Genomic DNA, 23,806 nt, shown 5'->3' with positions numbered 1-23,806 from the left:
ACGCTTATACGGCCCTCCACAAGCCATGAGGACATCATGACCGCCTTCAAACAGCTCGTTTTTTCCGGGGTACAGCCGACCGGCAATCTGCATCTCGGCAACTATCTCGGCGCCATCAAGAAATTCGTCGCCCTGCAGGACACGTCAGACTGCATCTATTGCGTCGTCGACCTGCATTCGCTGACGGCACAGCTCGTCCATGATGACCTCGCCGACCAGACCCGCTCGATCACCGCCGCCTTCCTTGCCTCCGGCATCGACCCGAAGAAGCACATCGTCTTCAACCAGTCGCGGGTGATGCAGCATGCCGAGCTTGCCTGGATCTTCAATTGCGTGGCGCGCATCGGCTGGATGAACAAGATGACGCAGTTCAAGGACAAGGCCGGCAAGGACCGCGAGAACGCCTCGCTGGGCCTGCTTGCCTATCCCTCGCTGATGGCCGCCGACATCCTGCTCTACCGCGCGACCCATGTGCCGGTGGGCGAGGACCAAAAGCAGCATCTGGAGCTGACCCGCGACATCGCGCAAAAGTTCAATAATGATTTTTCGAGCCGCATCGCCAGCCTTGGCGTCGGCGTCGAGATGCAGGTCGGCCAGGAGACGGTGAACGGTTTCTTCCCGATAACCGAACCGGTGATCGGCGGGCCGGCGGCGCGCATCATGAGCCTGCGCGACGGCTCCAAGAAGATGTCGAAGTCGGACCCGTCGGATCTGTCCCGCATCAATTTGACCGACGATGCCGACACCATCTCGAAGAAGATCCGCAAGGCCAAGACCGACCCGGAAGCGTTGCCAAGCGAAGCCGACGGCCTGGAAAGCCGCCCCGAAGCGGAAAACCTGGTCGGCATCTATGCCGGGCTGGCCGAGATGTCGAAGGCGGACGTGCTGAAGGAATTCGGCGGCCAGCAGTTTTCCGTGTTCAAGCCGGCGCTCGCCGACCTTGCCGTGGAAAAACTGGCGCCGATCGCCGGCGAGATGCGCCGTATCGAGGGAGACCGCGCCTATGTCGACGCGGTGCTGAGAGACGGCGGCGAACGCGCCGGCGCGCTGGCTGGGACCACCATGAAGACGGTACGCGACATTATCGGCCTGTTGCAGGGCTGATCCTACCGTCAGTGCACCGCACCATTCTGGCCCAAGGCCGGCGGCTTGCCGCCGGTCTGTCGCGGTGGCAGATTGCGGCCGAAACATCGAGTAGATAGACATGGTCTCCAAACGCCTCAGTCGCGAAGCCGGCCATCGCAGGAAATTCCTGACGATCATCGACGACACGCCCGAGTGCGAGCGCGCCGTCGCCTACGCCTCCAAGCGGGCGCAGAGCACCAGCGGCACGCTGGTGCTGCTCTACATCATCACACCGGACGACTTTCAGCACTGGCTGGGCGTCGAGAAGATCATGCGCGAGGAAGCCAACGCCACGGCGCGCGCGGCACTCGACGGCTACGCCAACAAGGTGCGCCAGAAGCTCGGCATCGAGCCCGAGATGGTGGTGCGCGAAGGCAAGCCGACCGAAGAGATCCACAAGCTGATCGAGGAAGACCAGGACATCGCCATCCTGGTGCTGGCGGCAGGTGCCGGCAAGGAAGGACCCGGGCCGCTGGTCGGGGCTGTTGCCGGCAAGGGCGCCGCCTTCCCTATTCCCGTCACAGTGGTGCCGCAGAACCTTTCCGACGAGGAGATTGACAGCCTCGCGTAGAGAGTGATGCGGGAAAGTGTGAAGCGGTTCGGATAACATCACGATCCTGGATTTATAGCCCGCGCGGGATTCCTTCCCAGCCAGCAAAAACATTCCGCCAGCCAGCCATTTTGAGCGATGCGTTTCGCTTGAATGTACAGCCGATTGAGCCTATTTAGAACTATTCCAAACTAGCTGCCCGACTGGGGCACGGAGACGGCCATGTTCATCCAGACCGAATCGACGCCGAACCCGGCAACGCTGAAGTTCCTGCCCGGCAAGGAAGTGCTTGTCGAAGGCACCGCCGATTTCCGCGACGCCGACAGTGCAGCCAGCGCCTCGCCGCTGGCCGGCCGCCTGTTCGAGATCCCCGGCGTGACCGGCGTCTTCTTCGGCTATGACTTCATCACCGTGACCAAGGACGGCCCGGACTGGCAGCACCTGAAGCCGGCGATCCTGGGCGCCATCATGGAGCATTTCATGTCGGGCGCGCCCGTGATGGTCAACGCCGGCCCCGCCGCCGAGACCAGCCAGACCGGCGAATTCTACGACAAGGCCGATGAGCAACTGGTCATCACCATCAAGGAACTGCTCGACACCAGGGTGCGCCCGGCGGTTGCCCAAGATGGCGGCGACATCACCTTCCGCGGCTTCGAGAACGGCACCGTGTTCCTGCACATGAAGGGCGCCTGCGCCGGCTGCCCGTCCTCGACGGCGACGCTGAAGCACGGCATCCAGAACCTGCTCCGCCACTTCGTGCCGGAAGTACAGCAGGTCGAGCAGGTCTCCTAAGACCCCTTCACGCATTCGAGCGAGCAACAAAAAACCGGGCCAGATTGCCCGGTTTTCTGTTTTGGACGTCCGTTGTTGCCTAGACGGTCCGCGTACGAAGGGTAACGCCTATTTTGACCATGATCTTCCCGAAAACCGGTTCCACTTTTCGCTTTCGTGGACCTCGGTTCCGGATCATGGTCCTACATCACGATGACCTTGGCACCGACCGACGTGCGGTCGTAGAGGTCGATGATGTCCTGGTTCATCAGCCGGATGCAGCCTGACGACATCGCCTTGCCGATCGAATTCCATTCCGGACTGCCGTGCAGGCGGTAGCCCATGTCGCCGCCCTTGTTGAACAGATACATGGCGCGCGCGCCGAGCGGGTTCTTCAAGCCCGGCTCCATGCCGCTCGCGAACTTCGCTAGCTCCGGCTGGCGCTGGATCATCTGCCGCGGCGGCGTCCAGGTCGGCCATTCGCGCTTCAGCGCGATATGGGCGGTGCCGTGCCATTCAAAGCCTTCGCGGCCGACGCCGATGCCGTAGCGGATCGCCCGGCCGTCGCCTTCGACGAAGTAGAGAAACTTGTTCTGGGTATCGACGACGATAGTGCCCGGCTTTTCCGAGGTGTCGTAGTTCACCTCTTGCCGGTGGTACTTCAGCGGCACCCTCTCGATCGGGATGCGCGGCAGTTGGTAGCCTGCATCGTTCACCGAACCGTAGTTGTTGGTGAACAGCTGCGAGCCGATCGTGCTGCAACCCGAGATCGCGGCCGACAACGCAAGTGCGGCGACGATTGCAAATGACTTCATGCGCATGAAATGGTCCGATGCCCCGCCAAGATGTCGCGACACGTTACGGCCGCTTTTCCTGAGATCATTCATGCTGGCATTTGCTTTGCTTGCCAAGCGCGCGATGCCTATATGCAGGAGCTTACGTGCCGGTAAGCCGTCAACTATGGCATTTCGGCAACAGGACTCACGGGATTATGAAGGAAAAACAATGGTCGGTCCTGTCGGATAGCCTAGAATCAGGGAACCACATCGAGGAATCACAATGAATGTAGGCGATGCCGCGGCGCGGTCCGGCCTGCCGGCCAAGACCATCCGCTACTATGAAGAGATCGGCCTGATCGCGCCGGCGCGCGCCGGCAATGGCTACCGCGATTATTCCAGCGACGACATCCATCGGCTGGCCTTCCTGCGCCGCGCCCGCAACCTCGGCTTTTCAATCGAAGATTGCCGCCAGCTGATGGCGCTCTACCGGGATCGCAGCCGCGCCAGCCACGATGTGCGCGAGATCGCCGCCGCCCATGTCAGCGCCATCGAGGAAAAGGTGCGCGAGCTGCAGTCGATGCGCACGACCTTGCAGACGCTGATCCAGGCCTGCCATGGTGACGACCGGCCGGATTGCCCGATTTTGGATGATATTGCGGGGGCTGCGCTGCTCGAGAACAGGCCGGCTTCGGCCATATAGGTAGTATCTCGACTGACTAAAATACGGGAACGTCCAAGGGACAAGAACGGAACCAAAGCGGTTACATCAGACCTTTGCGTTCCCGGCGCAAGACTTTAGTCCGGCCGCCTTATAGCTAAGAACGGAAGTTGATCGGCGGACGCAGGGGCGTTCCGGAGCAATACCAGACCGCGCCGATACAGATATGGTGCGATCGCGGAAGGCGCTCGCATCAAGTCGTAGCCTCAGTTCTGTCAACCGTATAATTGCCGCCATTCCCCTACGGCTGGGTAGCGCTCGTGAGCAGTGGGTCATCTAGCTCTGCCTTTGTCTTCAGGACGGCATCAACGAGGGAACCGAACTCCTCGACGCTGAATGTGTAACTATCCTGGACCGCTCCCATATGGCTGAGGCGGAAGCGTACGAATTTCCGGTTTTCGGCTGGGATGCGCTTCACCAGAAACATGAATGAATAGGGACCCGCGATCGCTGAGTACCGGCGCAACTCTTCGGTCGCGGGGAAAAGCCGGTTGATGAATCCCAAAAACCCCATGGTGTCTCCCCTCGTGCCAAGGACCGTGCTTCTTATCATTGCGAGAGAAAATTCGCCTATGGGTTTGTCAACCGGATAATCGCCGTCCAAGCACCGGTTCAAACCGTGAACAAAATCTGGCATGGTGGCTGCCATGCCGATGATCTCCCCGATTCTCCTCAATCCCCTGATCGATGGCCGCCAGTCGGAACGCGCCATGCTGGTGCGGCGTGGCGTGCAGCGGCTGCTTATGCAAATGGGCATGCATGTGCTGCCCGAACTGTCGCTGGCCACCGGCCGGCGCGCCGACCTTGTGGCGCTGACCAGGCAGGGCGACATCTGGATCATCGAGATCAAATCCTCGATCGAGGATTTTCGCGTCGACCGCAAATGGCCTGATTACCGGCTGCACTCCGACCGCTTCTTCTTCGCCACGCATCCCGGCGTGCCCTCGGATATTTTTCCGGAGGAATGCGGCTTCATCCTGTCCGACGGCTACGGCGCCGAGATTTTGCGCGAGGCGCCCGAGCACCGCATGGCCGCAGCAACGCGCAAGGCGCTGATGCTGCGCATTGCACGGGCGGGTGCGGCGCGGCTGCTGGCGGCGGAGCTGGCGGGTGTGGCGGTGCCGGCGCTGGCGGGGGAGAGCGAGTAGACGAAGCTCAAGTTCCTCGCCCCACGAAGTGGGGCGAGGAACCCAAGAACACCTACTCCACCTCTTCCTCCGCCCCCGCAGCTGGCGCCACCAACAGCACGGTTGCCCCCAGCAGCGCTGCAACGAACGAGCCCGCCAGGATGCCGACCTTGACGGCGTCCTGCAGCGCCATGTCGTTGGCAAAGGCAAGCAGGCCGATGAACAGGCTCATGGTGAAGCCGATGCCGCAGAGCAGCGAAATGCCGATCATGTGCAGCCAGCCGGCATTGACCGGCAGGTCGGCGAAGCCGAGCCGAATCGCCAGCGCCGAGGAGCCGAAGACGCCGGCCAGCTTGCCCAGCACCAGGCCGGCGGCAACGCCGAGCGTCAGCGGCTCGACCAGGGCAGAGGCGCTGAGGCCGGCCAGCGACACGCCGGCATTGGCAAAGCCGAAAATCGGGATGACGAAGAAGGGCACGATCTTGTGCAGGCCGTGTTCGAGCCGGTGCAACGGCGAATGGTCGAGATCGTGGCCGCTACCGGCAGAGATTTTCAGCGGAATGGTGAGCGCCAGCGCGACGCCGGCCAGCGTGGCATGCACGCCCGATTTCAGAACCAGCACCCACAGCACGGCGCCGAGCACGAGGTAGGGCGTCAGCCTCGTCACCCGCATGCGGTTGAGCACGATGAGCACCGCGATGACGGCGAAGGCCGCACCGAGATAGGCCAGCGACAGGCCGCTTGTGTAGAAGATGGCGATGATGATGACGGCGCCGAGATCGTCGATGATGGCGAGCGCGGTGAGAAAGATCTTGAGCGACGCCGGCACGCGGTTGCCGAGCAGCGACAGTACGCCGAGCGCAAAGGCGATGTCGGTGGCGGTCGGGATCGCCCAGCCGGAGAGCGCGGCGGCGTTGTTGCGGTTGATGGCGACATAGACGAGTGCGGGAACCAGCATGCCGCCGCCGGCGGCTACGCCCGGCAGCACGCGGCGCGGCCAGGTCGAGAGCTGACCGTCGAGCATCTCGCGCTTGATCTCGAGGCCGACCAGCAGGAAGAACACCGCCATCAGCCCATCATTGATCCAGTGCGAGACGCTGAGCGGGCCGAGATACCCGTGGAGTGCTGCGAAATAGGCTTCTGCCAATGGTGAATTGGCGACGATCAGCGCCAGGGCTGCCGCCACCATCAGGATGATGCCGCCCGCCGCCTCGCCGTCGAGGAATTCGCGAAGGATGGATTTCGGCTGCTTGTCGCGCATCTGTGCTCCGTTGCCGGGTTTTCCGGCGGCGTTATTGCCGATGATGGGCAAAGGTCGATGGCACGGCAAGTGCAACTGTTTCCAGCGTTGGCGCCGCCCCTCATTGTCCTGCCGGACGTTCGTCATTCGAAAAGCCAAGCAGTTGGCTTTTCGTCCACTTCGCGGACCATTCCTCAACTCCCCACATAGCGACGGGGAGAAAGAGGCAGCTTCAGCCTCGCCGTCGTCTCCTGCAACGCCGGCGATTGGCGAAACCGGCGATGAGAGCGCCCCTCTCCCCCGTCTCTATACGGGGAGAGGATGCCGGCAGGCAGGTGAGGGGCAGCGCTGAGGTTCGGCAATTGGCGGCCGGCGCCACCGGCGCGTGAACCTCAGCGTGGTGCGCGCTTGGCGAGTATGCGCTGCAGCGTGCGGCGATGCATGTTGAGCCGGCGCGCGGTTTCCGACACGTTGCGGTCGCACATTTCGTAGACGCGCTGGATGTGTTCCCAGCGCACGCGGTCGGCCGACATCGGATTTTCCGGGGGGGCGGCGCGCTCGCCGGCGGTGCGGGTGAGCGCTGCAAACACGTCGTCGGCGTCAGCCGGCTTCGACAGATAGTCGATGGCGCCGAGCTTCACCGCGGTCACCGCGGTGGCGATGTTGCCGTAGCCGGTGAGGATGACGGTGCGGGCATCGTCGCGCTTCTCGCGGATGGCGGCGACGACGTCGAGGCCGTTGCCGTCGCCAAGCCGCATGTCGACCACCGCATAGGCCGGTGGGTGGGCGCGCGCCTTGGCCACTGCCTCCTCGACGCTCTCGGCCGTCTCGACCACGAAACCCCTGGTTTCCATGGCGCGGGCCAGCCGCGTCAGGAACGGCTTGTCGTCGTCGACGATGAGCAGCGAGGTGTCCTCGCCTTCGACCATTGCGCCAATTGCTTCTTCGCCAGTCATTATCTCAAAAAATCCTGCTGCCTTAATTTTACGCAGATATAGTTCCTGAACGCCATTGTCCAATTTTGCCGCCTCCGCCAAGGCTTTTACGCGGTGTCGAACATCGAGATCCCCACCGATTCCGGGTTGAGGAAGACCGTGCGCGGCCACGATATCTGCACGATCGCGCCTTCGCCCAGTCCGCTCGAATTGCGGAAATCGAGCGTGGCGCCGGAGCGTTCGAGCAAGGTCTTGGCGATGAACAGCCCGAGACCCAGGCCACCGCCAGCCTCGTTGCCCTGGCGTGTCGACATATAGGGCTCGCCGATGCGATCGATGATTTCGGGGGGAAAGCCCGGCCCGTCATCGATGATCGAGAAGGTGACGTCGAGTTCGTCCCAGCTCCATCGCACCGTCACACTGTTGCGGGCGAAGTCGACGGCGTTCTCGACCAGATTGCCGAGGCCGTAGATGACGCCGGGGTTGCGCCGTCCCACCGGTTCGGGGCCGACGCGCTCGCCCGGCCGAAGCTTGATCGAGATGCCGAAATCGCGGTGCGGCGCGGTCACCTCCTCGACCAGCGAGGTCAGCGGCAGACGCGACAGATGCGCCTCGCCCTCGGAGGACAGGCTGGTCAGCCGCTTCAGGATCTCGCGGCAGCGCTCGCTCTGCGACCGCAGAAGTTTGACGTCCTCACCGTATTTTGGGTCATCGCCAAGTGCCTTTTCCATCTCCTTGGAGACAAGGGCGATGGTGGCGAGCGGCGTGCCGAGTTCGTGCGCGGCGGCGGCGGCAAGCCCATCCAGAGCCGACAGATGCTGCTCGCGCTGCAACACCAGTTCGGTGGCGGCAAGCGCATTGGCGAGCAGGCGGGCTTCCTCGGCAACGCGGAAGGCATAGATGGCAGTGAAGGCGATCGAGGAAAACACCGCCATCCATATGCCGGCGACATAGATGAATGGCATGGGCAGAGGCGCGCCCTCATACCATGGCAGCGGCTGGTGGAAGAAGACCAGCAACGTGGCCGCCGCCATGACCAGCGCGCCGAGCACCGCAGTCAGCCGCAGCGGCAGCGACGCCGCCGAGATGACGACGGGCACGGTCATCAGCACCGAGAACGGGTTGGTGAGGCCGCCGGTCAAATAGAGCAGGCCGGCAAGCTGCAGGCTGTCGAAGGTCAGGATGAAAAAGGCTGAGAACGGGGTCAGCCGGTGCGCTGCCGGATAGCGGAAGGTCAGCACCAGGTTGAGCCAGGCCGAGCAGGCGACCAGCGCGAAGCAGAGGCTGACCGGCAGCGGGAACTTGAGCCCATAGGCGACGACCAGCACCGCCAGGCTCTGGCCCACGATGGCCAGCCAGCGCAGCCGGATCAGCGTGTTGAGGCGCAGCCGCTGGCTTTGCTGGAAGTCTGGCGCGTGCACGATGTTGATCATGGCCAAGGATTATAGCCGGGAAAGGACGAGCGCTAGGTCCCTCGCGGTTTGGCGCGGGCGGTGGCCGCAGCGAGCAGCGGATTTTCCGGCCAGACATGGCGGGGATAGCGGCCGCGCATGTCGGTGCGCACATCGGCCCAGGAGCCGCGCCAGAAGCCGGGCAGGTCGCGCGTCGTCTGGATCGGCCGGTGCGCCGGCGACAACAGCTCGAGCGTCAGCGGCACGGTGCCGTTGGCGATTGCCGGATGGCGGTCAAGGCCGAACAGCTCCTGCACGCGGATCGCCAGCACCGGCCATTCGCCGTCATAGCGGATCGGCACATGGCTGCCGGACGGCGCGTCGAAATGGGTCGGCGCCAGTGTGCCGATCTTGCGCTGCAAATCATGCGGCACCAGCGCCATCAGGCCCGACGACAGCGTGCCGGGATCGATGGCGGCGAAGGACGCCTTGCCCGACAGGAACGGCAGCAGCCAGTCGTCGAGGCGTTCGAGCAGGGCGGCTTCCGAAACATCGGGCCAAGGCGCACCGAGGCCGCGATGCAGCCAGCCTAGGCGCTGGCGCAGCGTCTCGCCGTCCTTGCCCCATTCCAGCAGCGACAGGCCGTGCTCGCGCAAGGCATCTGTTATGGCGCGGTCGGCGTCTGTTCCAGTTGGTGCGGGCAGCATGCGCTCCGACAAAGTGATGGCGCCGAGCCTGGCGGTCTCGCGCACGCGCACCGCGCGCCGCTCGCGGTCGAAGCTTGTCTCGCGGCGGATCTCGATCCTGTCGGCCAGAGCGGCACGGATGTCGGTCTCGTGGACCGCGGCCGCCGCCGTGATGCGGGCATTTTGCGCCTTGCCCTGCAGATCGGCGACGACCAGCCAGGTCTCGCCGGCCAGCGGATCGGCGGCATCCACCATGGCGCCGGAGCCGTTGGCGAGCACGAAACGGCCACGCTCGCCGCGCGCCCTGGCGACGCGGTCCGGCCAGGCGTGGATGAGGAGAAGACCNAAGCGGCTTCGCTGCTCTTGGGGCCGCCCGCCTGCTTCGCCAATCGCTCGGCAAGCTGCCTTGCCGCAACGCCGCGTGGCGATTTCTCAGTGCGAAAGCGCATCAGCCGCCGTTCGAGGTCGGCGCCGTCACCGCCGAGACCACGCTCGGTGAGCAGGACGGCTAGCATCGCAGCCTCGAGCGCGTGGCCGCCGCCAGCGGCTTCAGCGACCATGTGTGCGAGCCGCACGGGCAGCGCCAGCTTGCGCATCGCGCCGCCCGCCTCCGTCAGCCGGCCGGCCGCGTCGATGGCGTGCAGCGCCAGGAGCAGGGCCTGCGCCTCGTTGAGCGCCGGACCGGGTGGCGGATCAAGGAAGGACAGGCTTGCGGGGTCGGCGACACCGAAAGCGGCGCAGTCGAGCAGCAGGCCGGACAGATCCGCTTCGAGGATTTCGGGCGGGGTGAAGGCCGGCAAGGCCGCCGTCTGCTCGGCCCGCCACAGGCGGATGGCGACGCCTGGCTGCGTGCGCCCGGCGCGGCCGGCACGCTGATCGGCCGACGCCCTGGAGACACGCACCGTTTCCAGCCGCGTCAGGCCGCTCGCCGGTTCGTATCGTGGCAGGCGCGACAGGCCGGAATCGATGACGACGCGCACGCCGCCGATGGTGATCGAGGTCTCGGCGATCGACGTCGCCAGCACCACCTTGCGGCGGCCGGGCGGCGCCGGCTTGATGGCGGCATCCTGCGCCCTGTTGTCGAGCTGACCGTAGAGCGGCACGATGTCGGTGTCCGGACCGAGCCGGCCCTGCAGCCGCTCGGCGGTGCGCTCGATCTCGCGCTGTCCCGGCAGGAAGGCGAGCACGCTGCCGCTCTCGCCGGCAAGAGCGGAGCGGATCGCCTTGGCCATGGCGTCTTCGATGGGAACGCCGGCTGGCCGCTCGTCGTATCTGACATCGACGGGGAACGCACGGCCTTGGCTTTCGATCACCGGGGCGCCGGACAGGAGTTTCGCGACGCGCGCGCCATCGAGCGTTGCCGACATCACCAGCAGCCGCAAATCCGGCCGCAGCGCGCCCTGCACGTCGAGCGCCAGCGCCAGGCCGAAATCGCCGTCGAGCGAGCGCTCGTGGAATTCGTCGAAAATCACCGCCGAGACGCCGGGCAGCTCGGGATCGTCTAGGATCATGCGCGCCAGGACGCCTTCGGTGACGACCAGGATTTTTGTCCGGGCCGATGTGCGGTTTTCCATGCGCATGGCATAGCCGACAGTGGCGCCGGGCTCTTCATCAAGCAATTCGGCCATGCGGCGGGCGGCGGCGCGGGCGGCGAGGCGGCGCGGTTCGAGCAGGACGATCTTGCCGGCGACCAGCCAGGGCGCATCGAGCAGCGCCAGCGGCACCAGCGTCGTCTTGCCGGCGCCGGGCGGCGCCACCAGAACGGCGCTGTTGCCGGAGCCGAGCGCCTCGCGCAGGGCCGGCAGCACGGCGGATACCGGAAGCTCCGGCAAGGATCTCGTCGTCATTGCGTCCGCATATCAGCGGTCACCACAACCGTGCAACGGCTCAAAGCCTCGTGCGCGCAAACGGGTTCCAGCGCACCGTGCCCAGCCGCACCTCCTCGCGCACCATGGTGAGCAGGCCGGACGCGCCGACGACGGCCAAGCCGACCAGCGATATCCAGTCCGGATACTCCTGGAAGAACAACGCACCGAGGATCACCGCCCAGACGATCTGCGAATAATGCGTCGGCGCGATGCGGTTGGCCGGTGCGTATTTGGCGGCCAGCAGCTGCAGCAATTGGCCGCCGGCGGTAAAGGCGCCGCCCAGCACCAGCCACAGCAGCTGCATGGCGTTGGGGAGGGTGAACGATGTGGCGATGGTGCCGGCCCCGTTGAACAGCAGCCCGTAACCGATGAGCACGCCGAGCATGGTGGTGCGCTTTTCCTGCTGGGCGAGCGACCGCATCAGGATGACGCTGGCCGCGGCAAGGAAGGCCACCGTGAAGGCGGCAAGGTGTCCGAGATGCAACTCGCGAAAACCTGGCCGCACCACCAGCATGACACCTGCAAAGCCGGCAACCACCGCCAGCCAGCGCCATGGACCGACCTTTTCTTTCAGGATGACGGTCGAGAGAATGGTAACGCAAAGCGGCGCCAGGAAGATCAGTGCATAGGTCTCGGCCAGCGGAATGGTGGTGAAGGCATAGACGCTGAGCACGCCCGAGGCGATGCCGGCCCAGGCGCGGGCCTGCACCGCCCATGGCCGCCCGGTGCGCCAGAAGTCGCGCCAGCGTTCATCGACTGGGCGGCTGAAAAACAGGAAGCAGCCGGCAAACAGCGTGATGAAGAAGCCGATCTCGAGGACGGTGAACTGTCCGCCAAGGCTCTTGATAACGGCATCGCTGCACGAATAGCTTGCATAGGCGATGAGGGCGAGCAGGATTCCGTTCGTCACGTTTTTCCATTTCCGGGGAGAGTGCAGTGAAGGTATTGGCGCTCGGCGCGCATCCCGACGACATCGAGATATTCATGTTCGGTACGCTGGCTGCCTATGCCACGCAAGGCGCAGAACTGACTTTTGCCGTGGCCACGGATGGCGCCAGGGGCGGCATGGGCGACCCGAGCGTTTTGGCTCGTGTCCGCCGCGACGAGGCGGCGGCCGCTGCGGCGCTGCTCGGCGCAACCCTTCGCTTTCTCGACTTTCCCGACGGCGAACTGGTGGCTGATGCGGCACTGATCGCTTCGCTGAAAGCGCTGATACGCGAGACCGCGGCGGATCTGGTTATCACGCATGCCCCCAACGACTATCACGCCGACCATCGTGCTTTGTCGGACGGCGTGCGCATCGCGGCCTCGTTCGGCGTCCCCGTGCTGCATGCCGACACGATGGGCGGCACCGGCTTTGCGCCGACGCATTACGTCGACATTTCCGCCTACGGCGATATCAAGACGCAGGCGATCCGAGCGCACCAATCGCAGTGGCCGGAGCAATATGTCGACAGAGCGCGCGTTCAGAATGAGTTTCGCGCCGGGCAATGCAACAGCGTTCCCGGCTCCCTGGCCGAGGCCTTCCGATTCGAGCCGACATTTCCCTTCGCCGACATCCGCGCGCTGCTGCCGCCCGCGCCCCCTGTCCGGCCGGTGACGCCGCAGACGAAAATTATAGGCGACCCCGGCTAAGCAACTTCCGGGCGAGCCGTCCGGCAAATCATTTCCCAACGATTTCAATCGCCGTTTGGCCATGTTGCGGCGCAGCGACGAATTCGCTTGCCTTGTTTAGTAAAAATTGCATCACTAAACAAATTACTAAACATCTGCGGTGCACCGCGCCGACGCATAGCGCGCCGTGTTTAGGCCCTCGGAGGAGCGAGGGTTGAGGGGTTCTTGAAACGGCCATCCGGGCGCGTTTCGCAAATGGGAGGAAGGCATGAAATCGAGCTTGAAACTGGCGTTGGGGCTGGCCTCGGCGATTACCGCGTCGACAGCCGTCTCGAACGCCGCGCACGCTGAAGACCTGACGCTTTGCTGGGCCGCCTGGGATCCGGCAAACGCGCTGGTCGAACTGTCCAAGGATTTTACCAAGGAAACCGGCATCGGCATGAAATTCGAATTCGTGCCGTGGACCAACTATGCCGACCGCTTCCTCAACGAGCTCAACTCGCACGGCAAACTGTGCGACCTGATCATCGGCGACAGCCAGTGGATCGGCGGCTCGGCCGAGAACGGCCACTACGTCAAGCTGAACGACTTCTTCGACAAGGAGAAGATCAGCATGGACGACTTCGTGCCGGCAACAGTCGTCGGCTATTCCGAATGGCCGAAGAACACGCCGAACTACTGGGCGCTGCCGGCCATGGGCGACGTCGTCGGCTGGACCTATCGCAAGGACTGGTTCTCCAAGCCGGAGCTGCAGAAGGAATTCAAGGAAAAGTACGGCTGGGACCTCGGCCCACCGACCACCTTCGACCAGCTGAAGCAGGTCGCCGAGTTCTTCCAGAAGCGCGAGATCGACGGCAAGACCGTCTATGGCGCTTCGATCTACACCGAGCGTGGCTCGGAAGGCATCACCATGGGCGCCATGGACGTGCTCTACAGCTACGGCTTCCAGTATGAAAACCCCAAGAAGCCCTACGAGATGGAAGGCTTCGTCAATTCGCCAGACGCGGTCAAAGGCCTGGAGTTCTACAAGTCGCTCTACGATTGCTGCACGCCTCCGGGTGCCTCGAACAGCTATATGGGCGAAGGCGTCGACGCCTTCAAATCCGGTCAGGTGGCCATGCACATGAACTTCGCCTTCACCTGGCCCGGCCTGCAGAAGGACGAGAATGTCGGCGGTGACAAGATCGGCTACTTCGTCAATCCGAAGGGTCCCGGCGGCGCCCAGTTTGCGCAGCTTGGCGGCCAGGGCATTTCGGTGGTGTCCTATTCAGACAAGCAGGAATCGGCGCTGAAATACATCAAGTGGTTCGCCAACAAGGATGTGCAGGCCAAATGGTGGTCGCTCGGCGGCTATTCCTGCCNCGCTGAAATACATCAAGTGGTTCGCCAACAAGGATGTGCAGGCCAAATGGTGGTCGCTCGGCGGCTATTCCTGCCTGAACGCGGTGGTCAAGGACCCGGCCTTCCCGTCCAGCCAGCCCTATGCACAGACCTTCCTCGACTCGATGGCGATCGTGAAGGACTTCTGGGCCGAGCCGAGCTACGCACCGCTGCTGCAGGCGTCGCAGAAGCGCTTCCACGACTATGTCGTTGCCGGCCAGGGTTCGGCCAAGGACGCGCTTGACGGCCTGGTCAAGGACTGGACGCAAGTGTTCCAGGACGACGGCAAGATGTAACCGGACCAACGGCTCCTCCCGAGCCTGACCCCAGAGGCGGATGATTTTCAGGCCGAATCGATCAGAAATCATCCGCCTCTGGGCTAAAAAGAGAGAGAGCATGATGTCGTCCGAAAACCGCTTCACACTTTTCGGCATCATGCTCTTGGTCCCGTGCTGCCCTTGGCACGGGACGCAGTTCAGATAAATTCCAGTGTCGAGACTTGACGTGACCGAAGCAGGACTCACCATGCTCAATCGGACTGCGGAGAACGTTGCCCGGGCGACCCCGGAGCCGTTGGCCCGCAAGGTCCGGGGCATCAGCGACAAGGGCCTCGCCTGGCTGTTCATCTCGCCGACGATCCTGTTGCTCTTGGCCATCAACATCTTCCCGCTGTTCTGGGCGATCTACCTGTCCTTCACCAACTTCCGGGCGAACCGCCCGAACGAGGTGGTGAAGAACCTCGGCTTCGCCAATTACCAGCGCATCCTCGGCGACCAGGACATCTGGATCGCCATGCAGACGACGGCGCATTTCGTGTTCTGGACGATCCTGCTGCAGACGCTGATCGGCTTCACGCTGGCCTGGCTGATCGACCGCAAATTCCGCGGCCACGCCTTCTGGACGACAATCATCCTGGTGCCGATGATGCTGTCGCCGGCGGTGGTCGGCAATTTCTGGCGCTTCCTCTACGAGCCGCAGATCGGCCTGTTCGCCTACGCCATCTCGTTCGTCACCCGGATACCACCGACCGACATCCAGATGCTGTCCAACGTGTCGCTGGCGCCGTGGTCGATCATCATCGTCGACACCTGGATGTGGACGCCCTATGTCATGCTGATCTGTCTCGCCGGCCTGCGCTCCATCCCCGAATACATCTATGAAGCCGCCGAGGTCGACCGCGCGTCCAACTGGCGGCAGTTCTGGTCGATCACGCTGCCGATGGCGCTGCCCTTCATCATGCTGGCGGTGCTGTTTCGCGGCATCGAGAACTTCAAAATGTTCGACATGGTCAACCTGCTGACCGGCGGCGGGCCGGGCTCGACCACCGAGGTCGCCTCGATCACGCTGAAGCGGCAGGCCTTCGAGAGCTGGCGCACCGGCTATTCCTCGGCCTTCGCCATCATCCTGTTCGTCGCGGTGTTCGGGCTGGCCAACATCTACGTCAAGGCGCTGAACAAGGTGAAGCAGAGATGAGCCTGACCACCGCCCACTCCGTCGTCGCCCCCTCGGCCAATTCGAAGCGGATCGCCGGCACGATCATCGTGCTCTACGCGCTGATCTCGATCGTGCCGCTGCTGTGGATCTTCGCCACCAGCTTCAAGACGCCGCCGGATTCGATCGCCTATCCGCCCAAGATTCTGTTCCAGCCGAGCATCGAGGGCTATTGCAACCTGTTCACGACGCGCACCAGGCAAACGCCCGAGTATATCAACTCGCTCGGACCCGCGACCGGTTTCTGCGACGAGACCTCGCGCAAGCGCAACATGGTGATTGCCGGCCCGTCCAATTTCCTGCCGCGCTTCGTCAATTCGCTGATCATCGCCTTCGGCTCGACCTTCTGCGCGGTCTTCCTCGGCACGCTGTCTGCCTATGGTTTCTCGCGCTTCAAGGTGCCGCTGGCCGATGACCTTCTGTTCTTCATCCTGTCGACGCGCTTCATGCCGCCGATCGCGGTCGCGATTCCCATCTACCTGATGTACCGCGAGCTCGGCCTGTCCGACACCGCGCTGGGCATGATCCTGCTCTACACCGCGGTCAACGTGTCACTCGCGGTGTGGCTGCTGAAAGGCTTCATCGACGAGATCCCGCGCGAGTATGAGGAAGCGGCGATGATCGACGGCTATACCAGGCTGCAGGCCTTCTGGCGCACCGTGCTGCCGCAGGCGACCACCGGCATCGCCGCGACCGCCATCTTCTGCCTGATCTTCGCCTGGAACGAATATGCCTTCGCCGCACTCTTGACGTCCGGCACCGCGCAGACCGCGCCGCCCTTCATCCCGACCATCATCGGCGAAGGCGGCCAGGACTGGCCGGCGGTGGCGGCCGGCACGACGATCTTCCTGGTGCCGATCCTGGTTTTCACCGTCCTGCTTCGCAAACAATTGCTGCGCGGCATCACTTTTGGGGCGGTGCGCAAATGATTGATGTGCCAGGTCGACCCCCACTCCCTCGAGCTTCGCTCGACACCTCTCCCCCGATCGACGGGGTAGAGGAAGGACGCGAACTTCATTCAGCCAGGCTCCCTTCCTCTCCCTCCGGAGGGGGGAGAGGTGGCGCTGCGAAGCAGCGACGGAGTGGGGGAACCACCTGGCAACCGTCTCGCCCCGTTACCGGGCAGAAGGAAGGGAGCTACGCATGACGCGCCCAGCCATCTCCAAAAAGTCATCCTGGCCTCGCTGGGCCCGGCGCGGCCTCATGGAAAATATCGCCACGACGCTGATCGCCATTGGATTCCTGATGCTGTTCCAGCCCTTCGCGCTGGCGCTCTACACCTACTCCTTCATCACCATGCTCGCCGGCACGGTGATGTTCATCATCGTCTCGAAATTCCCGGAATAATCATGGCCGAAATCCGCGTCCAACATTTGAGAAAGGCCTTCGGCGATTTCGTCGCCGTGCAGGATTCCAGCTTCGTCGTCGAGGATGGCGAGTTCTTCGTGATGCTTGGGCCGTCAGGCTGCGGCAAGACGACGACGCTGCGCATGATCGCCGGGCTCGAACTGCCGACCGGCGGCCAGATCCTGCTCGGCGGCGAGGATGTCACCATGCGCCGGGCGCGGGAGCGCGACATTGCCTTCGTGTTCCAGCTGTTCGCGCTCTATCCGCATATGAATGTGCGCAAGAACATCGGCTTCCCGCTGCTGGCGCAAGGCATGCCGTCCGCCGAGATTCGAAGCCGTGTCGAGGAAACGGCGAAGCTGCTGCGCATCGACCACCTGCTCAACAAATCGGTCTCAGGGCTTGCCGGCGGCGACCGCCAGCGGGTCGCGCTCGGCCGTGCCATCGTGCGGCGGCCAAAGTGTTTTCTGATGGACGAGCCGCTCGGCACGCTCGACACCGAATTCCGCGATCTGATGGTGCATGAGCTGCGCGAGCTGCACAACCGCATCCACGCCACCACCGTCTATGTCACGCACGACCAGATGGAAGCGATGTCGATGGCCGACAAGATCGCCGTCATGAACCATGGCGTCATCGAACAGTTCGGCAGCCCGCGCGAAATCTACGACCGCCCGGCAACCATGTTCGTCGCCGACTTCATCGGCTCGCCGCCGATGAATTTCCTGGGCTTCGGTGGCGGGCTGGCGAAGGGGGCGAAGGAAATCGTCGTCCAGGGCGCCAAGGTGGCGGTGCCGGAAGTGCGCGAGGAAATTGCGCCCGCCGACATGGCGCTCGGCATCCGTCCCGAGCACATCCGTTTCGACGATGCGTCGAAACTGCGCGGCGCCATCTACGGCACCGAATATCTCGGCACGACGCAGATCGTGGCGGTGGAGACGGCGGACGGCATCATCAAGGCGCGGGTGCCGGCCGAAATCCGGCTCGCTGCCGGCGATCACGTCGGGCTGACGTTGAACAGCGCGCGGCTGTCGCTGTTCGACAAGGGCTCGGGTCGGGCGGTGCGCACCGCGATCCACGATACCGCCTCTCAAGGGAGAGCGCAGCATGGCTGACGTGCACATCAAGGGCGTGACCAAAAGCTTTGGCGATCATGTCGCCGTCAATGGCCTCGACCTTAACATCGCCGACGGCGAATTCGTCGTGCTGCTCGGCCCGACCGGCGCCGGCAAGACGACGACGCTGAGATTGATCGCCGGACTGGAGAGGCCGGATGGCGGCACGATCCATATTGGTGGCCACGATGCGACGACGCTGTCGCCGGCCGAGCGCGACACGGCTTTCGTGTTCCAGCAGTATTCGCTCTATCCGCATCTGTCGGTCTACGACAACCTCGCCTTTCCGCTGCGCTCGCCGGCGCGGAGAATACAGGAGGACCAGATCCGCCGCCGCGTTGAAGAGGTGGCAAAGATGGTGCGCATCCATCACAAGCTCGCCAACCGCTCGACCAAGCTGTCGGGCGGCGAGATGCAGCGCGTCGCCATCGGCCGAGCGTTGGTGCGCAAACCGTCGATCTATCTGATGGACGAACCGCTGTCGTCGCTGGATGCCAAATTGCGCGCCGATCTCAGGCTCGAACTCAAGCGCATCCAGGCCGAACTCGGCGCCACCATGCTCTATGTCACGCACGACCAGATCGAGGCGATGACCATGGCCGATCGCATCGGCATCCTCAATGACGGCGTGCTGGTGCAGATCGGCACGCCGCGCACCATCTATTCCGAGCCGGCAAACCTTCATGTCGCCGCACGGCTCGGCCAGCCGGCGATCAATCTGCTGCCAGCGGGACTGCTGCCTGATGGTGGGGCGCCGACCGGAACCAAGACCATCGGCGCGCGCACCGAGCATCTGTCGATCGAGAAGACCGCAAACGGCCATGCCGACGGCGTCGTCGACTGGGTCGAACATCTCGGGGACCAGAACCATCTGCATGTTACGGTCGGCCCGAAGAAACTGGTGACGCTCACCGACCCCGATACGGATCTGGCCGAGGGCGACAAAGTGGTGATCCGCTACCGCTCGCCACTTTATTTCGGCGCCGACGGACAAAGACTGATGTGAGGTTTTCGGTGTCTCGCCAAGGGCACGGCACCGGCTTCTGATTGACGAATACAGGACGAATTCGATGAAGCACTTTTTCAACCGCAGGGAAACGATCGTCACCGAGGCGCTGGACGGGCTGTTGCGGACTATCGGTTCCGGCGATCTCGCGCGCCTCGACGGTTACCCCGAGATCAAGGTCGTGCTGCGCGCCGACTGGGACAAGGCGAAAGTTGCCGTCGTCTCCGGTGGCGGCGCCGGACACGAACCGTCCCATGCCGGCTTTGTCGGCAAGGGCATGCTGACGGCGGCGGTTTCGGGCGAGATCTTTGCCTCGCCCAGCGTCGAGGCGGTGCTGGCGGCCATCCGCGCGGTGACCGGCCCCGCCGGCTGCCTGCTGATCGTCAAGAACTACACCGGCGACCGGCTCAATTTCGGCCTGGCGGCCGAGAAGGCGCGCGCCGAGGGGTTTCGCGTCGAGATGGCGATCGTTGCCGACGACATCGCCCTGCCGGGTATCAACCAGCCGCGCGGCGTCGCCGGCACCTTGTTCGTGCACAAGATCGCCGGCCATTTGTCGGAGACCGGTCAGGACTTGGCAGCCGTTGCTACAGCCGCTCGCGCGGCGGCGAAGGACATCGTCTCGCTCGGCATGTCGCTGTCGTCCTGCTCGATCCCCGGCCAGCCACATGAAGAGCGGTTCGGCGAAAATGACGGCGAACTCGGCCTCGGCATCCATGGCGAGCCGGGCGTCGAGCGCATCGCGGTGCAAAGCGCCGACAAGCTGGTGGCGATCATGGCGGAGCGGCTGGCCGCGCGGCTCGACCCGAACGCCAGCCACGCGTTGCTCATCAACAATCTCGGCTCGGTGCCGCCGCTTGAGATGTCGCTGGTCGCCAATGCCGTGCTGGCCTCGCCGCTGGCCAAAACCGTCAAACTTGCGATCGGCCCCGGACCGCTGATGACGGCGCTCAACATGAACGGCTTTTCGCTGTCGCTGATCAAGCTCGATGCGGCGCGCGAGGCAGCCTTGCTGGCGCCTGTCGGCCCACATGCCTGGATGCCGGCCAAAACCGTCGTCGCGCCGGCTATCGTGCCTATGGCGAAAGCGGCTGGAAACAGCGCAGCCCAAAAGGCCAGTCAGGATCCCGGTACCAGGCGTTTGATCGTCACGGTCTGCGAACGGCTGATCGGGCTCGAAGAGACACTGAACGGGCTCGACGCCAAGGCGGGCGACGGCGATACCGGTTCGACGGTGGCGACCGGCGCGCGCAGCGTGCTGGAGAAGCTCGATACACTGCCGCTGGCCGACCCTGCCGCCACGCTCGCGGCTATAGGCGATAGTCTGGGCGTCGCAATGGGCGGCTCCTCAGGCGTCTTGCTGTCGATCTTCTTCACGGCAGCGGCTCAGGCTTCGAACGGCGGAGCAACCCTGTCCAAGGCGCTGCTTGCCGGGCTTGACCGCATTACTTTTTACGGTGGCGCCAGGGTCGGCGACCGCACCATGGTCGATGCCTTGGAGCCGGCGCTGAAGGCGCTCGATGCCAAGGGGCTGGATGCCGCGGCTACAGCGGCACGGCACGGCGCCGAGGCGACCGCTGCCATGGAGAAGGCGAAGGCCGGACGCTCCGCCTATGTTGGCGCCAAATTGCAAGGCGTAGTCGACCCTGGCGCCCATGCCGTGGCCGAAGTGTTCGCGGCCGCCGCCGCGCTGCATGCAGCGGCCTGACGGCATGCTTCGATTGTCGAATGAAAACTCTTGCGATACTGCCGGCAGGATCGAAACCGGGAATCTGGACATCGCAGCGTTCGACCTTGCCAGGCTGATCACCGCCGCCGCGGACACGATCGCCGCTCACTCGGAAGAGTTGACCGCGCTCGACCAGGCGATCGGCGACGGTGACCATGGGCTGAACATGAAGCGCGGCTTCGAGGCTGTGCGCGCCGATGCCGGGGCGTTCGCTGCAAAGCCGCTGCCCGAGGCGCTGAAGGCGATCGGCACCAAGCTGGTGATGACGGTCGGCGGCGCGTCCGGGCCGCTGTTCGGCACATTGTTCCTGGCGCTGGGCAAGGAGATTTCAGGAGAGCCGGATCGCCCCAAGCTGACGGCTGCTTTCGGCAAGGCAATCGAGGCGGTGGCCGCCAGAGGCAAATCGCAGGTCGGCCAGAAGACGATGCTGGATGTGCTGTATCCGGTGCATGACGCGCTCGCGAATGGAAAGACAGGCTCGGAAATCGCTGATATTGCCGACGCGGCTGCCGAAGCGACCGTGCCGATGAAGGCAACACGCGGTCGCGCCTCATTCCTCGGCGACCGCTCAATCGGTCATATGGATGCCGGCGGACGCTCTGTGGCGCTGCTGGTGCGGACCGTCGCCGAAACCGTCGAGGGCCAAGCATGAGCAATGTCGGCATCGTCATCGTCTCGCATTCGCCGCTGGTTGCCGAAGGCACGGCCGACATGGTGCGGCAGATGGTGGGCGACGAAGTGCCGCTTGCATGGTGCGGCGGAAACGGCCATGGCGGGCTCGGCACCAGCGTCGAAGCGATCATGGGCGCCATCGACAAGGCGTGGTCGGAGGCGGGCGTCGCCATACTGGTCGATCTCGGCGGCGCCGAGACCAATTCGGAAATGGCGGTGGAAATGATCGGCGAGCCGCGGGCGCAGAAGATCGTCGTCTGCAACGCGCCGATCGTCGAAGGCGCGGTGATGGCTGCGACGGAGGCGTCCGGCGGGGCCTCGCTGAAGGAAGTGGTGGCGACGGCGCATGAATTGTCGCCGTCGTGAGCGAACGGGAATTTTGACCTGATGTCCGCATTTGCCGAGGCCACCGTCCTGATCACCCACGAGGTAGGTCTGCACGCGCGCCCTTCGGTGAAGTTCACCAAGCTTGCCAAGAGCTTTGCCGCCGAGGTGGAGATTGCGCTTGCCGCCAACGGCCCATGGTTCGACGCCAAGAGCATCGTCAAGGTGATGGCGGCCAGGGCGCCGAAAGGCACCATGCTGCACATCCGGGCCACAGGCGACGGCGCCGATGATGCCGTGAGAGCGCTGGCCGAGCTGGTGCGACGCGGTTTCGACGAGGATGCGGGCCATGCCCGAACCGCTTAGGCTGCAGGGTATTTCGGCGTCGGCCGGCTATGCCGAGGGTCCGCTGTTCAACCTCGATGGCGGCACTGCGCGCTACCCAGGGAAGGCGACAGCCGTCGAGGAGAAGGCCGCATTGGAAGCAGCTATCGCCAGTTCGGCTGACCGGCTCGCGACCCTGATTGAAACCGCCGATGAGGAGGCCGCCGGCATTCTCGAATTCCAGCTCGCCATGCTTGAGGACGATGCCCTGGCCGGCCCGGCTTTTGCCGCGATCGCGTCCGGCATGCCGGCTGACATGGCCTGGCGACAGGCGCTGGACGCCGAGATCTCCGGCTACGAAACGTCAGACCAGGACTATTTCCGGGCTCGCGCCGCCGATATCAGCGATATCCGCGACCGCGTGCTGCGCGCCCTTACCGAGGAGCAGGAGAGCGCTCCACCAGCGGGCGCCATTCTCTATGGCGAGGACATCGCGCCGACGCGCTTTCTCGAGACCGACTGGAGCACCGGCGGCGGCATCGCGCTGAGGGCCGGCAGCGCCGCCAGCCACGTCGCCATGCTGGCGCGCTCGCGCGGCGTGCCGATGGTGGTGGGGCTTGGCGCTTCGCCGGCTAATCCCGTCGGTCTGGCTCTGCTCGATGCGGAGCATGGCGGTATCGTGCTTTCGCCGACCACGACCGAGATCGAAGCGTTCCACCGGTCCTCGTCCTCGTTTGTGGCACATCGAGACAAGGCCGGAGTCTATCTCGCGAAACCGGCGGTAACCCGGGCCGGGACGACAGTGCGCGTGCAGGTCAACATCGCCGATCCGTCCGAGGTCGACGGCATCGACATTTCGACCTGCGACGGGGTCGGGCTGATGCGCACCGAATTCCTGTTCGGCAAGGCGCCGCCGGACGAGGAGACGCAATACCAGGCCTATCGCAAGGTGCTGGAATGGGCAGGCGACAAGCCGGTGACCATCCGTACCGTCGACGCCGGCGGCGACAAGCCGGTGCCGGGCTTCACCGTCGAGGAGAGCAACCCGTTCCTCGGGCTGCGTGGCATCAGGCTGTCGCTGGCAAGGCCGGAGGTGTTTCGCGTACAGATCCGGGCGCTGCTGCGCGCGGCGGTGCACGGCAATCTGAAGGTGATGTTTCCGATGATCGCCGTCGCGGAGGAATACCAACGCGCCGCCGCTCTGTTCGTGGAGGAGCAGGCCGGGCTTGCCGCGCGCGGCATCGCGCAAAAAATGCCGCCGCTCGGCATCATGGTCGAGGTGCCTTCGGTGGCGATCGCGCCGGAGGCGTTCGCCGATGTCGCCTTCTTCTCGATCGGTTCGAACGATCTGACCCAATATGTAATGGCGGCTGCCCGCGATAACGCAGCCGTGGCGCATCTTAATTCTGTCCGCCATCCCGCCGTGTTGCGGCTGATCGGCTCGGTTGCCGCTTTTGGCCTGCGCGCGAAAATCCCAGTCAGCCTGTGCGGCGATGCCGGCGGCGATCCGGCATCGATCCCGGCACTGCTCGAGGCCGGCCTGCGGGATCTCTCGGTGGCTCCCGCCCAACTCGCCATGGCCAAGGCGGCCATCTCGGATGCATCGGTCTAGGA

The 23,806-nt window shown here is 64.3% G+C and carries 22 protein-coding genes and 2 pseudogenes; 17 read left to right on the top strand and 7 right to left on the bottom strand.

The features are described from left to right. Positions 1 to 36: 36 nt before the first annotated feature. The 3 genes from trpS (at position 37) to X771_RS139390 (ending at position 2,467) form a co-directional block, all read left to right on the top strand. The gene (gene trpS, locus X771_RS139380; protein WP_023690021.1) at positions 37 to 1,104 is read left to right on the top strand and encodes a tryptophan--tRNA ligase; all 1,068 of its coding nucleotides are present in this window, start codon (positions 37 to 39) and stop codon (positions 1,102 to 1,104) included. 100 nt (positions 1,105 to 1,204) lie between these two features. Beyond that, positions 1,205 to 1,696 (top strand): universal stress protein, encoded by a 492-nt coding sequence (locus X771_RS139385; protein WP_023672856.1) that lies wholly within the window; start codon positions 1,205 to 1,207, stop codon positions 1,694 to 1,696. 201 nt (positions 1,697 to 1,897) lie between these two features. After that, complete coding sequence (locus X771_RS139390) at positions 1,898 to 2,467, top strand: NifU family protein (protein ID WP_023685140.1); 570 nt, start codon at positions 1,898 to 1,900, stop codon at positions 2,465 to 2,467. Between the two features lie 182 nt (positions 2,468 to 2,649). Here X771_RS139390 and X771_RS139395 read toward each other — a convergent pair whose 3' ends face one another. Continuing rightward, complete coding sequence (locus X771_RS139395) at positions 2,650 to 3,267, bottom strand: L,D-transpeptidase (RefSeq protein WP_023692663.1); 618 nt, start codon at positions 3,265 to 3,267, stop codon at positions 2,650 to 2,652. A 238-nt stretch (positions 3,268 to 3,505) separates the two neighbouring features. On the opposite strand from X771_RS139395, the gene cueR reads away from it, so the two are divergent. Continuing rightward, positions 3,506 to 3,925 (top strand): Cu(I)-responsive transcriptional regulator, encoded by a 420-nt coding sequence (gene cueR / locus X771_RS139400; RefSeq protein WP_023690019.1) that lies wholly within the window; start codon positions 3,506 to 3,508, stop codon positions 3,923 to 3,925. 259 nt (positions 3,926 to 4,184) lie between these two features. On the opposite strand, the gene X771_RS139405 is transcribed toward cueR, so the two are convergent. After that, a complete protein-coding gene (locus X771_RS139405) occupies positions 4,185 to 4,592 on the bottom strand; it encodes a hypothetical protein (protein WP_156936039.1) in 408 nt (135 codons plus the stop codon). Here X771_RS139405 and X771_RS139410 point away from each other — a divergent pair. Continuing rightward, positions 4,591 to 5,091 carry an MmcB family DNA repair protein gene (locus X771_RS139410; protein WP_198025860.1) on the top strand — a complete coding sequence of 167 codons (501 nt, stop codon included), beginning with the start codon at positions 4,591 to 4,593 and terminating at the stop codon, positions 5,089 to 5,091. The two genes, X771_RS139405 and X771_RS139410, sit on opposite strands and share 2 nt — an antisense overlap. A gap of 52 nt (positions 5,092 to 5,143) precedes the next feature. On the opposite strand, the gene nhaA is transcribed toward X771_RS139410, so the two are convergent. The 5 genes and pseudogenes from nhaA to X771_RS139440 form a co-directional block, all read right to left on the bottom strand. After that, entirely contained in the window at positions 5,144 to 6,331 is a 1,188-nt protein-coding gene (nhaA, locus tag X771_RS139415) for a Na+/H+ antiporter NhaA (RefSeq protein WP_031203177.1), read from the bottom strand. Between the two features lie 371 nt (positions 6,332 to 6,702). Further along, positions 6,703 to 7,266: an ActR/PrrA/RegA family redox response regulator transcription factor gene (locus X771_RS139420; protein WP_023672848.1), complete on the bottom strand. Its 564-nt coding sequence runs from the start codon at positions 7,264 to 7,266 to the stop codon at positions 6,703 to 6,705. An 86-nt stretch (positions 7,267 to 7,352) separates the two neighbouring features. Next, complete coding sequence (locus X771_RS139425) at positions 7,353 to 8,678, bottom strand: ActS/PrrB/RegB family redox-sensitive histidine kinase (protein ID WP_023690015.1); 1,326 nt, start codon at positions 8,676 to 8,678, stop codon at positions 7,353 to 7,355. Positions 8,679 to 8,710: 32 nt separating this feature from the next. Continuing rightward, positions 8,711 to 11,169 (bottom strand): annotated as a pseudogene (gene hrpB, locus X771_RS139435) (ATP-dependent helicase HrpB). Between the two features lie 40 nt (positions 11,170 to 11,209). Next, positions 11,210 to 12,100, bottom strand: coding sequence for a DMT family transporter (locus tag X771_RS139440; protein WP_023690012.1), 891 nt, complete (start codon positions 12,098 to 12,100; stop codon positions 11,210 to 11,212). Between the two features lie 26 nt (positions 12,101 to 12,126). On the opposite strand from X771_RS139440, the gene X771_RS139445 reads away from it, so the two are divergent. The 12 genes and pseudogenes from X771_RS139445 to ptsP all read left to right on the top strand — a co-directional run bounded on the left by X771_RS139445 (position 12,127) and on the right by ptsP (position 23,804). Then, a complete protein-coding gene (locus X771_RS139445; protein ID WP_023715560.1) occupies positions 12,127 to 12,825 on the top strand; it encodes a PIG-L deacetylase family protein in 699 nt (232 codons plus the stop codon). Positions 12,826 to 13,072: 247 nt separating this feature from the next. Next, positions 13,073 to 14,480: pseudogene (locus X771_RS03800) on the top strand (ABC transporter substrate-binding protein). Between the two features lie 229 nt (positions 14,481 to 14,709). Continuing rightward, the gene (locus X771_RS139450; protein WP_031198535.1) at positions 14,710 to 15,657 is read left to right on the top strand and encodes a sugar ABC transporter permease; all 948 of its coding nucleotides are present in this window, start codon (positions 14,710 to 14,712) and stop codon (positions 15,655 to 15,657) included. Beyond that, the gene (locus X771_RS139455; RefSeq protein WP_023690009.1) at positions 15,654 to 16,604 is read left to right on the top strand and encodes a carbohydrate ABC transporter permease; all 951 of its coding nucleotides are present in this window, start codon (positions 15,654 to 15,656) and stop codon (positions 16,602 to 16,604) included. Before X771_RS139450 ends, X771_RS139455 begins: the two co-directional genes overlap by 4 nt. Positions 16,605 to 16,818: 214 nt before the next feature. Beyond that, complete coding sequence (locus X771_RS0135020; protein ID WP_023668776.1) at positions 16,819 to 17,022, top strand: hypothetical protein; 204 nt, start codon at positions 16,819 to 16,821, stop codon at positions 17,020 to 17,022. Positions 17,023 to 17,024: 2 nt separating this feature from the next. Further along, on the top strand, positions 17,025 to 18,137 hold the full coding sequence (locus X771_RS139460) for an ABC transporter ATP-binding protein (RefSeq protein WP_023684204.1): 1,113 nt from the start codon (positions 17,025 to 17,027) through the stop codon (positions 18,135 to 18,137). Further along, the gene (locus X771_RS139465; protein WP_023690007.1) at positions 18,130 to 19,143 is read left to right on the top strand and encodes an ABC transporter ATP-binding protein; all 1,014 of its coding nucleotides are present in this window, start codon (positions 18,130 to 18,132) and stop codon (positions 19,141 to 19,143) included. Before X771_RS139460 ends, X771_RS139465 begins: the two co-directional genes overlap by 8 nt. Positions 19,144 to 19,207: 64 nt before the next feature. Then, positions 19,208 to 20,851, top strand: a complete 1,644-nt coding sequence (locus tag X771_RS139470; RefSeq protein WP_023690006.1) for a dihydroxyacetone kinase subunit DhaK — start codon at positions 19,208 to 19,210, stop codon at positions 20,849 to 20,851. A 70-nt stretch (positions 20,852 to 20,921) separates the two neighbouring features. Beyond that, positions 20,922 to 21,524 (top strand): dihydroxyacetone kinase subunit DhaL, encoded by a 603-nt coding sequence (dhaL, locus tag X771_RS139475; protein ID WP_023732533.1) that lies wholly within the window; start codon positions 20,922 to 20,924, stop codon positions 21,522 to 21,524. Further along, positions 21,521 to 21,910: a dihydroxyacetone kinase phosphoryl donor subunit DhaM gene (dhaM, locus tag X771_RS139480; protein WP_023690004.1), complete on the top strand. Its 390-nt coding sequence runs from the start codon at positions 21,521 to 21,523 to the stop codon at positions 21,908 to 21,910. Before dhaL ends, dhaM begins: the two co-directional genes overlap by 4 nt. 21 nt (positions 21,911 to 21,931) lie before the next feature. Continuing rightward, the gene (locus tag X771_RS139485; protein WP_023684207.1) at positions 21,932 to 22,234 is read left to right on the top strand and encodes an HPr family phosphocarrier protein; all 303 of its coding nucleotides are present in this window, start codon (positions 21,932 to 21,934) and stop codon (positions 22,232 to 22,234) included. After that, entirely contained in the window at positions 22,218 to 23,804 is a 1,587-nt protein-coding gene (gene ptsP, locus X771_RS139490) for a phosphoenolpyruvate--protein phosphotransferase (protein ID WP_023690003.1), read from the top strand. The genes X771_RS139485 and ptsP overlap by 17 nt, the downstream gene beginning before the upstream one ends. Positions 23,805 to 23,806: the final 2 nt, after the last annotated feature.

It is taken from the genome of Mesorhizobium sp. LSJC269B00, from assembly GCF_000502815.1.
Lineage (GTDB): Bacteria > Pseudomonadota > Alphaproteobacteria > Rhizobiales > Rhizobiaceae > Mesorhizobium.
The sequence above is the reverse complement of the archived record's forward strand: the minus strand, read 5'-3'. Positions and strand labels throughout refer to the sequence as shown.

What these genes read in the sequence shown, in the direction of transcription:
- trpS (WP_023690021.1), top strand. Translation starts at nt 37, where the DNA reads ATGACCGCCTTCAAACAGCTCGTTTTTTCCGGGGTACAGCCGACCGGC.
- X771_RS139385 (WP_023672856.1), top strand. Translation starts at nt 1,205, where the DNA reads ATGGTCTCCAAACGCCTCAGTCGCGAAGCCGGCCATCGCAGGAAATTC.
- X771_RS139390 (WP_023685140.1), top strand. Translation starts at nt 1,898, where the DNA reads ATGTTCATCCAGACCGAATCGACGCCGAACCCGGCAACGCTGAAGTTC.
- X771_RS139395 (WP_023692663.1), bottom strand. Translation starts at nt 3,267, where the DNA reads ATGCGCATGAAGTCATTTGCAATCGTCGCCGCACTTGCGTTGTCGGCC.
- cueR (WP_023690019.1), top strand. Translation starts at nt 3,506, where the DNA reads ATGAATGTAGGCGATGCCGCGGCGCGGTCCGGCCTGCCGGCCAAGACC.
- X771_RS139410 (WP_198025860.1), top strand. Translation starts at nt 4,591, where the DNA reads ATGCCGATGATCTCCCCGATTCTCCTCAATCCCCTGATCGATGGCCGC.
- X771_RS139405 (WP_156936039.1), bottom strand. Translation starts at nt 4,592, where the DNA reads ATGGCAGCCACCATGCCAGATTTTGTTCACGGTTTGAACCGGTGCTTG.
- nhaA (WP_031203177.1), bottom strand. Translation starts at nt 6,331, where the DNA reads ATGCGCGACAAGCAGCCGAAATCCATCCTTCGCGAATTCCTCGACGGC.
- X771_RS139420 (WP_023672848.1), bottom strand. Translation starts at nt 7,266, where the DNA reads ATGACTGGCGAAGAAGCAATTGGCGCAATGGTCGAAGGCGAGGACACC.
- X771_RS139425 (WP_023690015.1), bottom strand. Translation starts at nt 8,678, where the DNA reads ATGATCAACATCGTGCACGCGCCAGACTTCCAGCAAAGCCAGCGGCTG.
- X771_RS139450 (WP_031198535.1), top strand. Translation starts at nt 14,710, where the DNA reads ATGCTCAATCGGACTGCGGAGAACGTTGCCCGGGCGACCCCGGAGCCG.
- X771_RS139455 (WP_023690009.1), top strand. Translation starts at nt 15,654, where the DNA reads ATGAGCCTGACCACCGCCCACTCCGTCGTCGCCCCCTCGGCCAATTCG.
- X771_RS0135020 (WP_023668776.1), top strand. Translation starts at nt 16,819, where the DNA reads ATGACGCGCCCAGCCATCTCCAAAAAGTCATCCTGGCCTCGCTGGGCC.
- X771_RS139460 (WP_023684204.1), top strand. Translation starts at nt 17,025, where the DNA reads ATGGCCGAAATCCGCGTCCAACATTTGAGAAAGGCCTTCGGCGATTTC.
- X771_RS139465 (WP_023690007.1), top strand. Translation starts at nt 18,130, where the DNA reads ATGGCTGACGTGCACATCAAGGGCGTGACCAAAAGCTTTGGCGATCAT.
- X771_RS139470 (WP_023690006.1), top strand. Translation starts at nt 19,208, where the DNA reads ATGAAGCACTTTTTCAACCGCAGGGAAACGATCGTCACCGAGGCGCTG.
- dhaM (WP_023690004.1), top strand. Translation starts at nt 21,521, where the DNA reads ATGAGCAATGTCGGCATCGTCATCGTCTCGCATTCGCCGCTGGTTGCC.
- X771_RS139485 (WP_023684207.1), top strand. Translation starts at nt 21,932, where the DNA reads ATGTCCGCATTTGCCGAGGCCACCGTCCTGATCACCCACGAGGTAGGT.
- ptsP (WP_023690003.1), top strand. Translation starts at nt 22,218, where the DNA reads ATGCCCGAACCGCTTAGGCTGCAGGGTATTTCGGCGTCGGCCGGCTAT.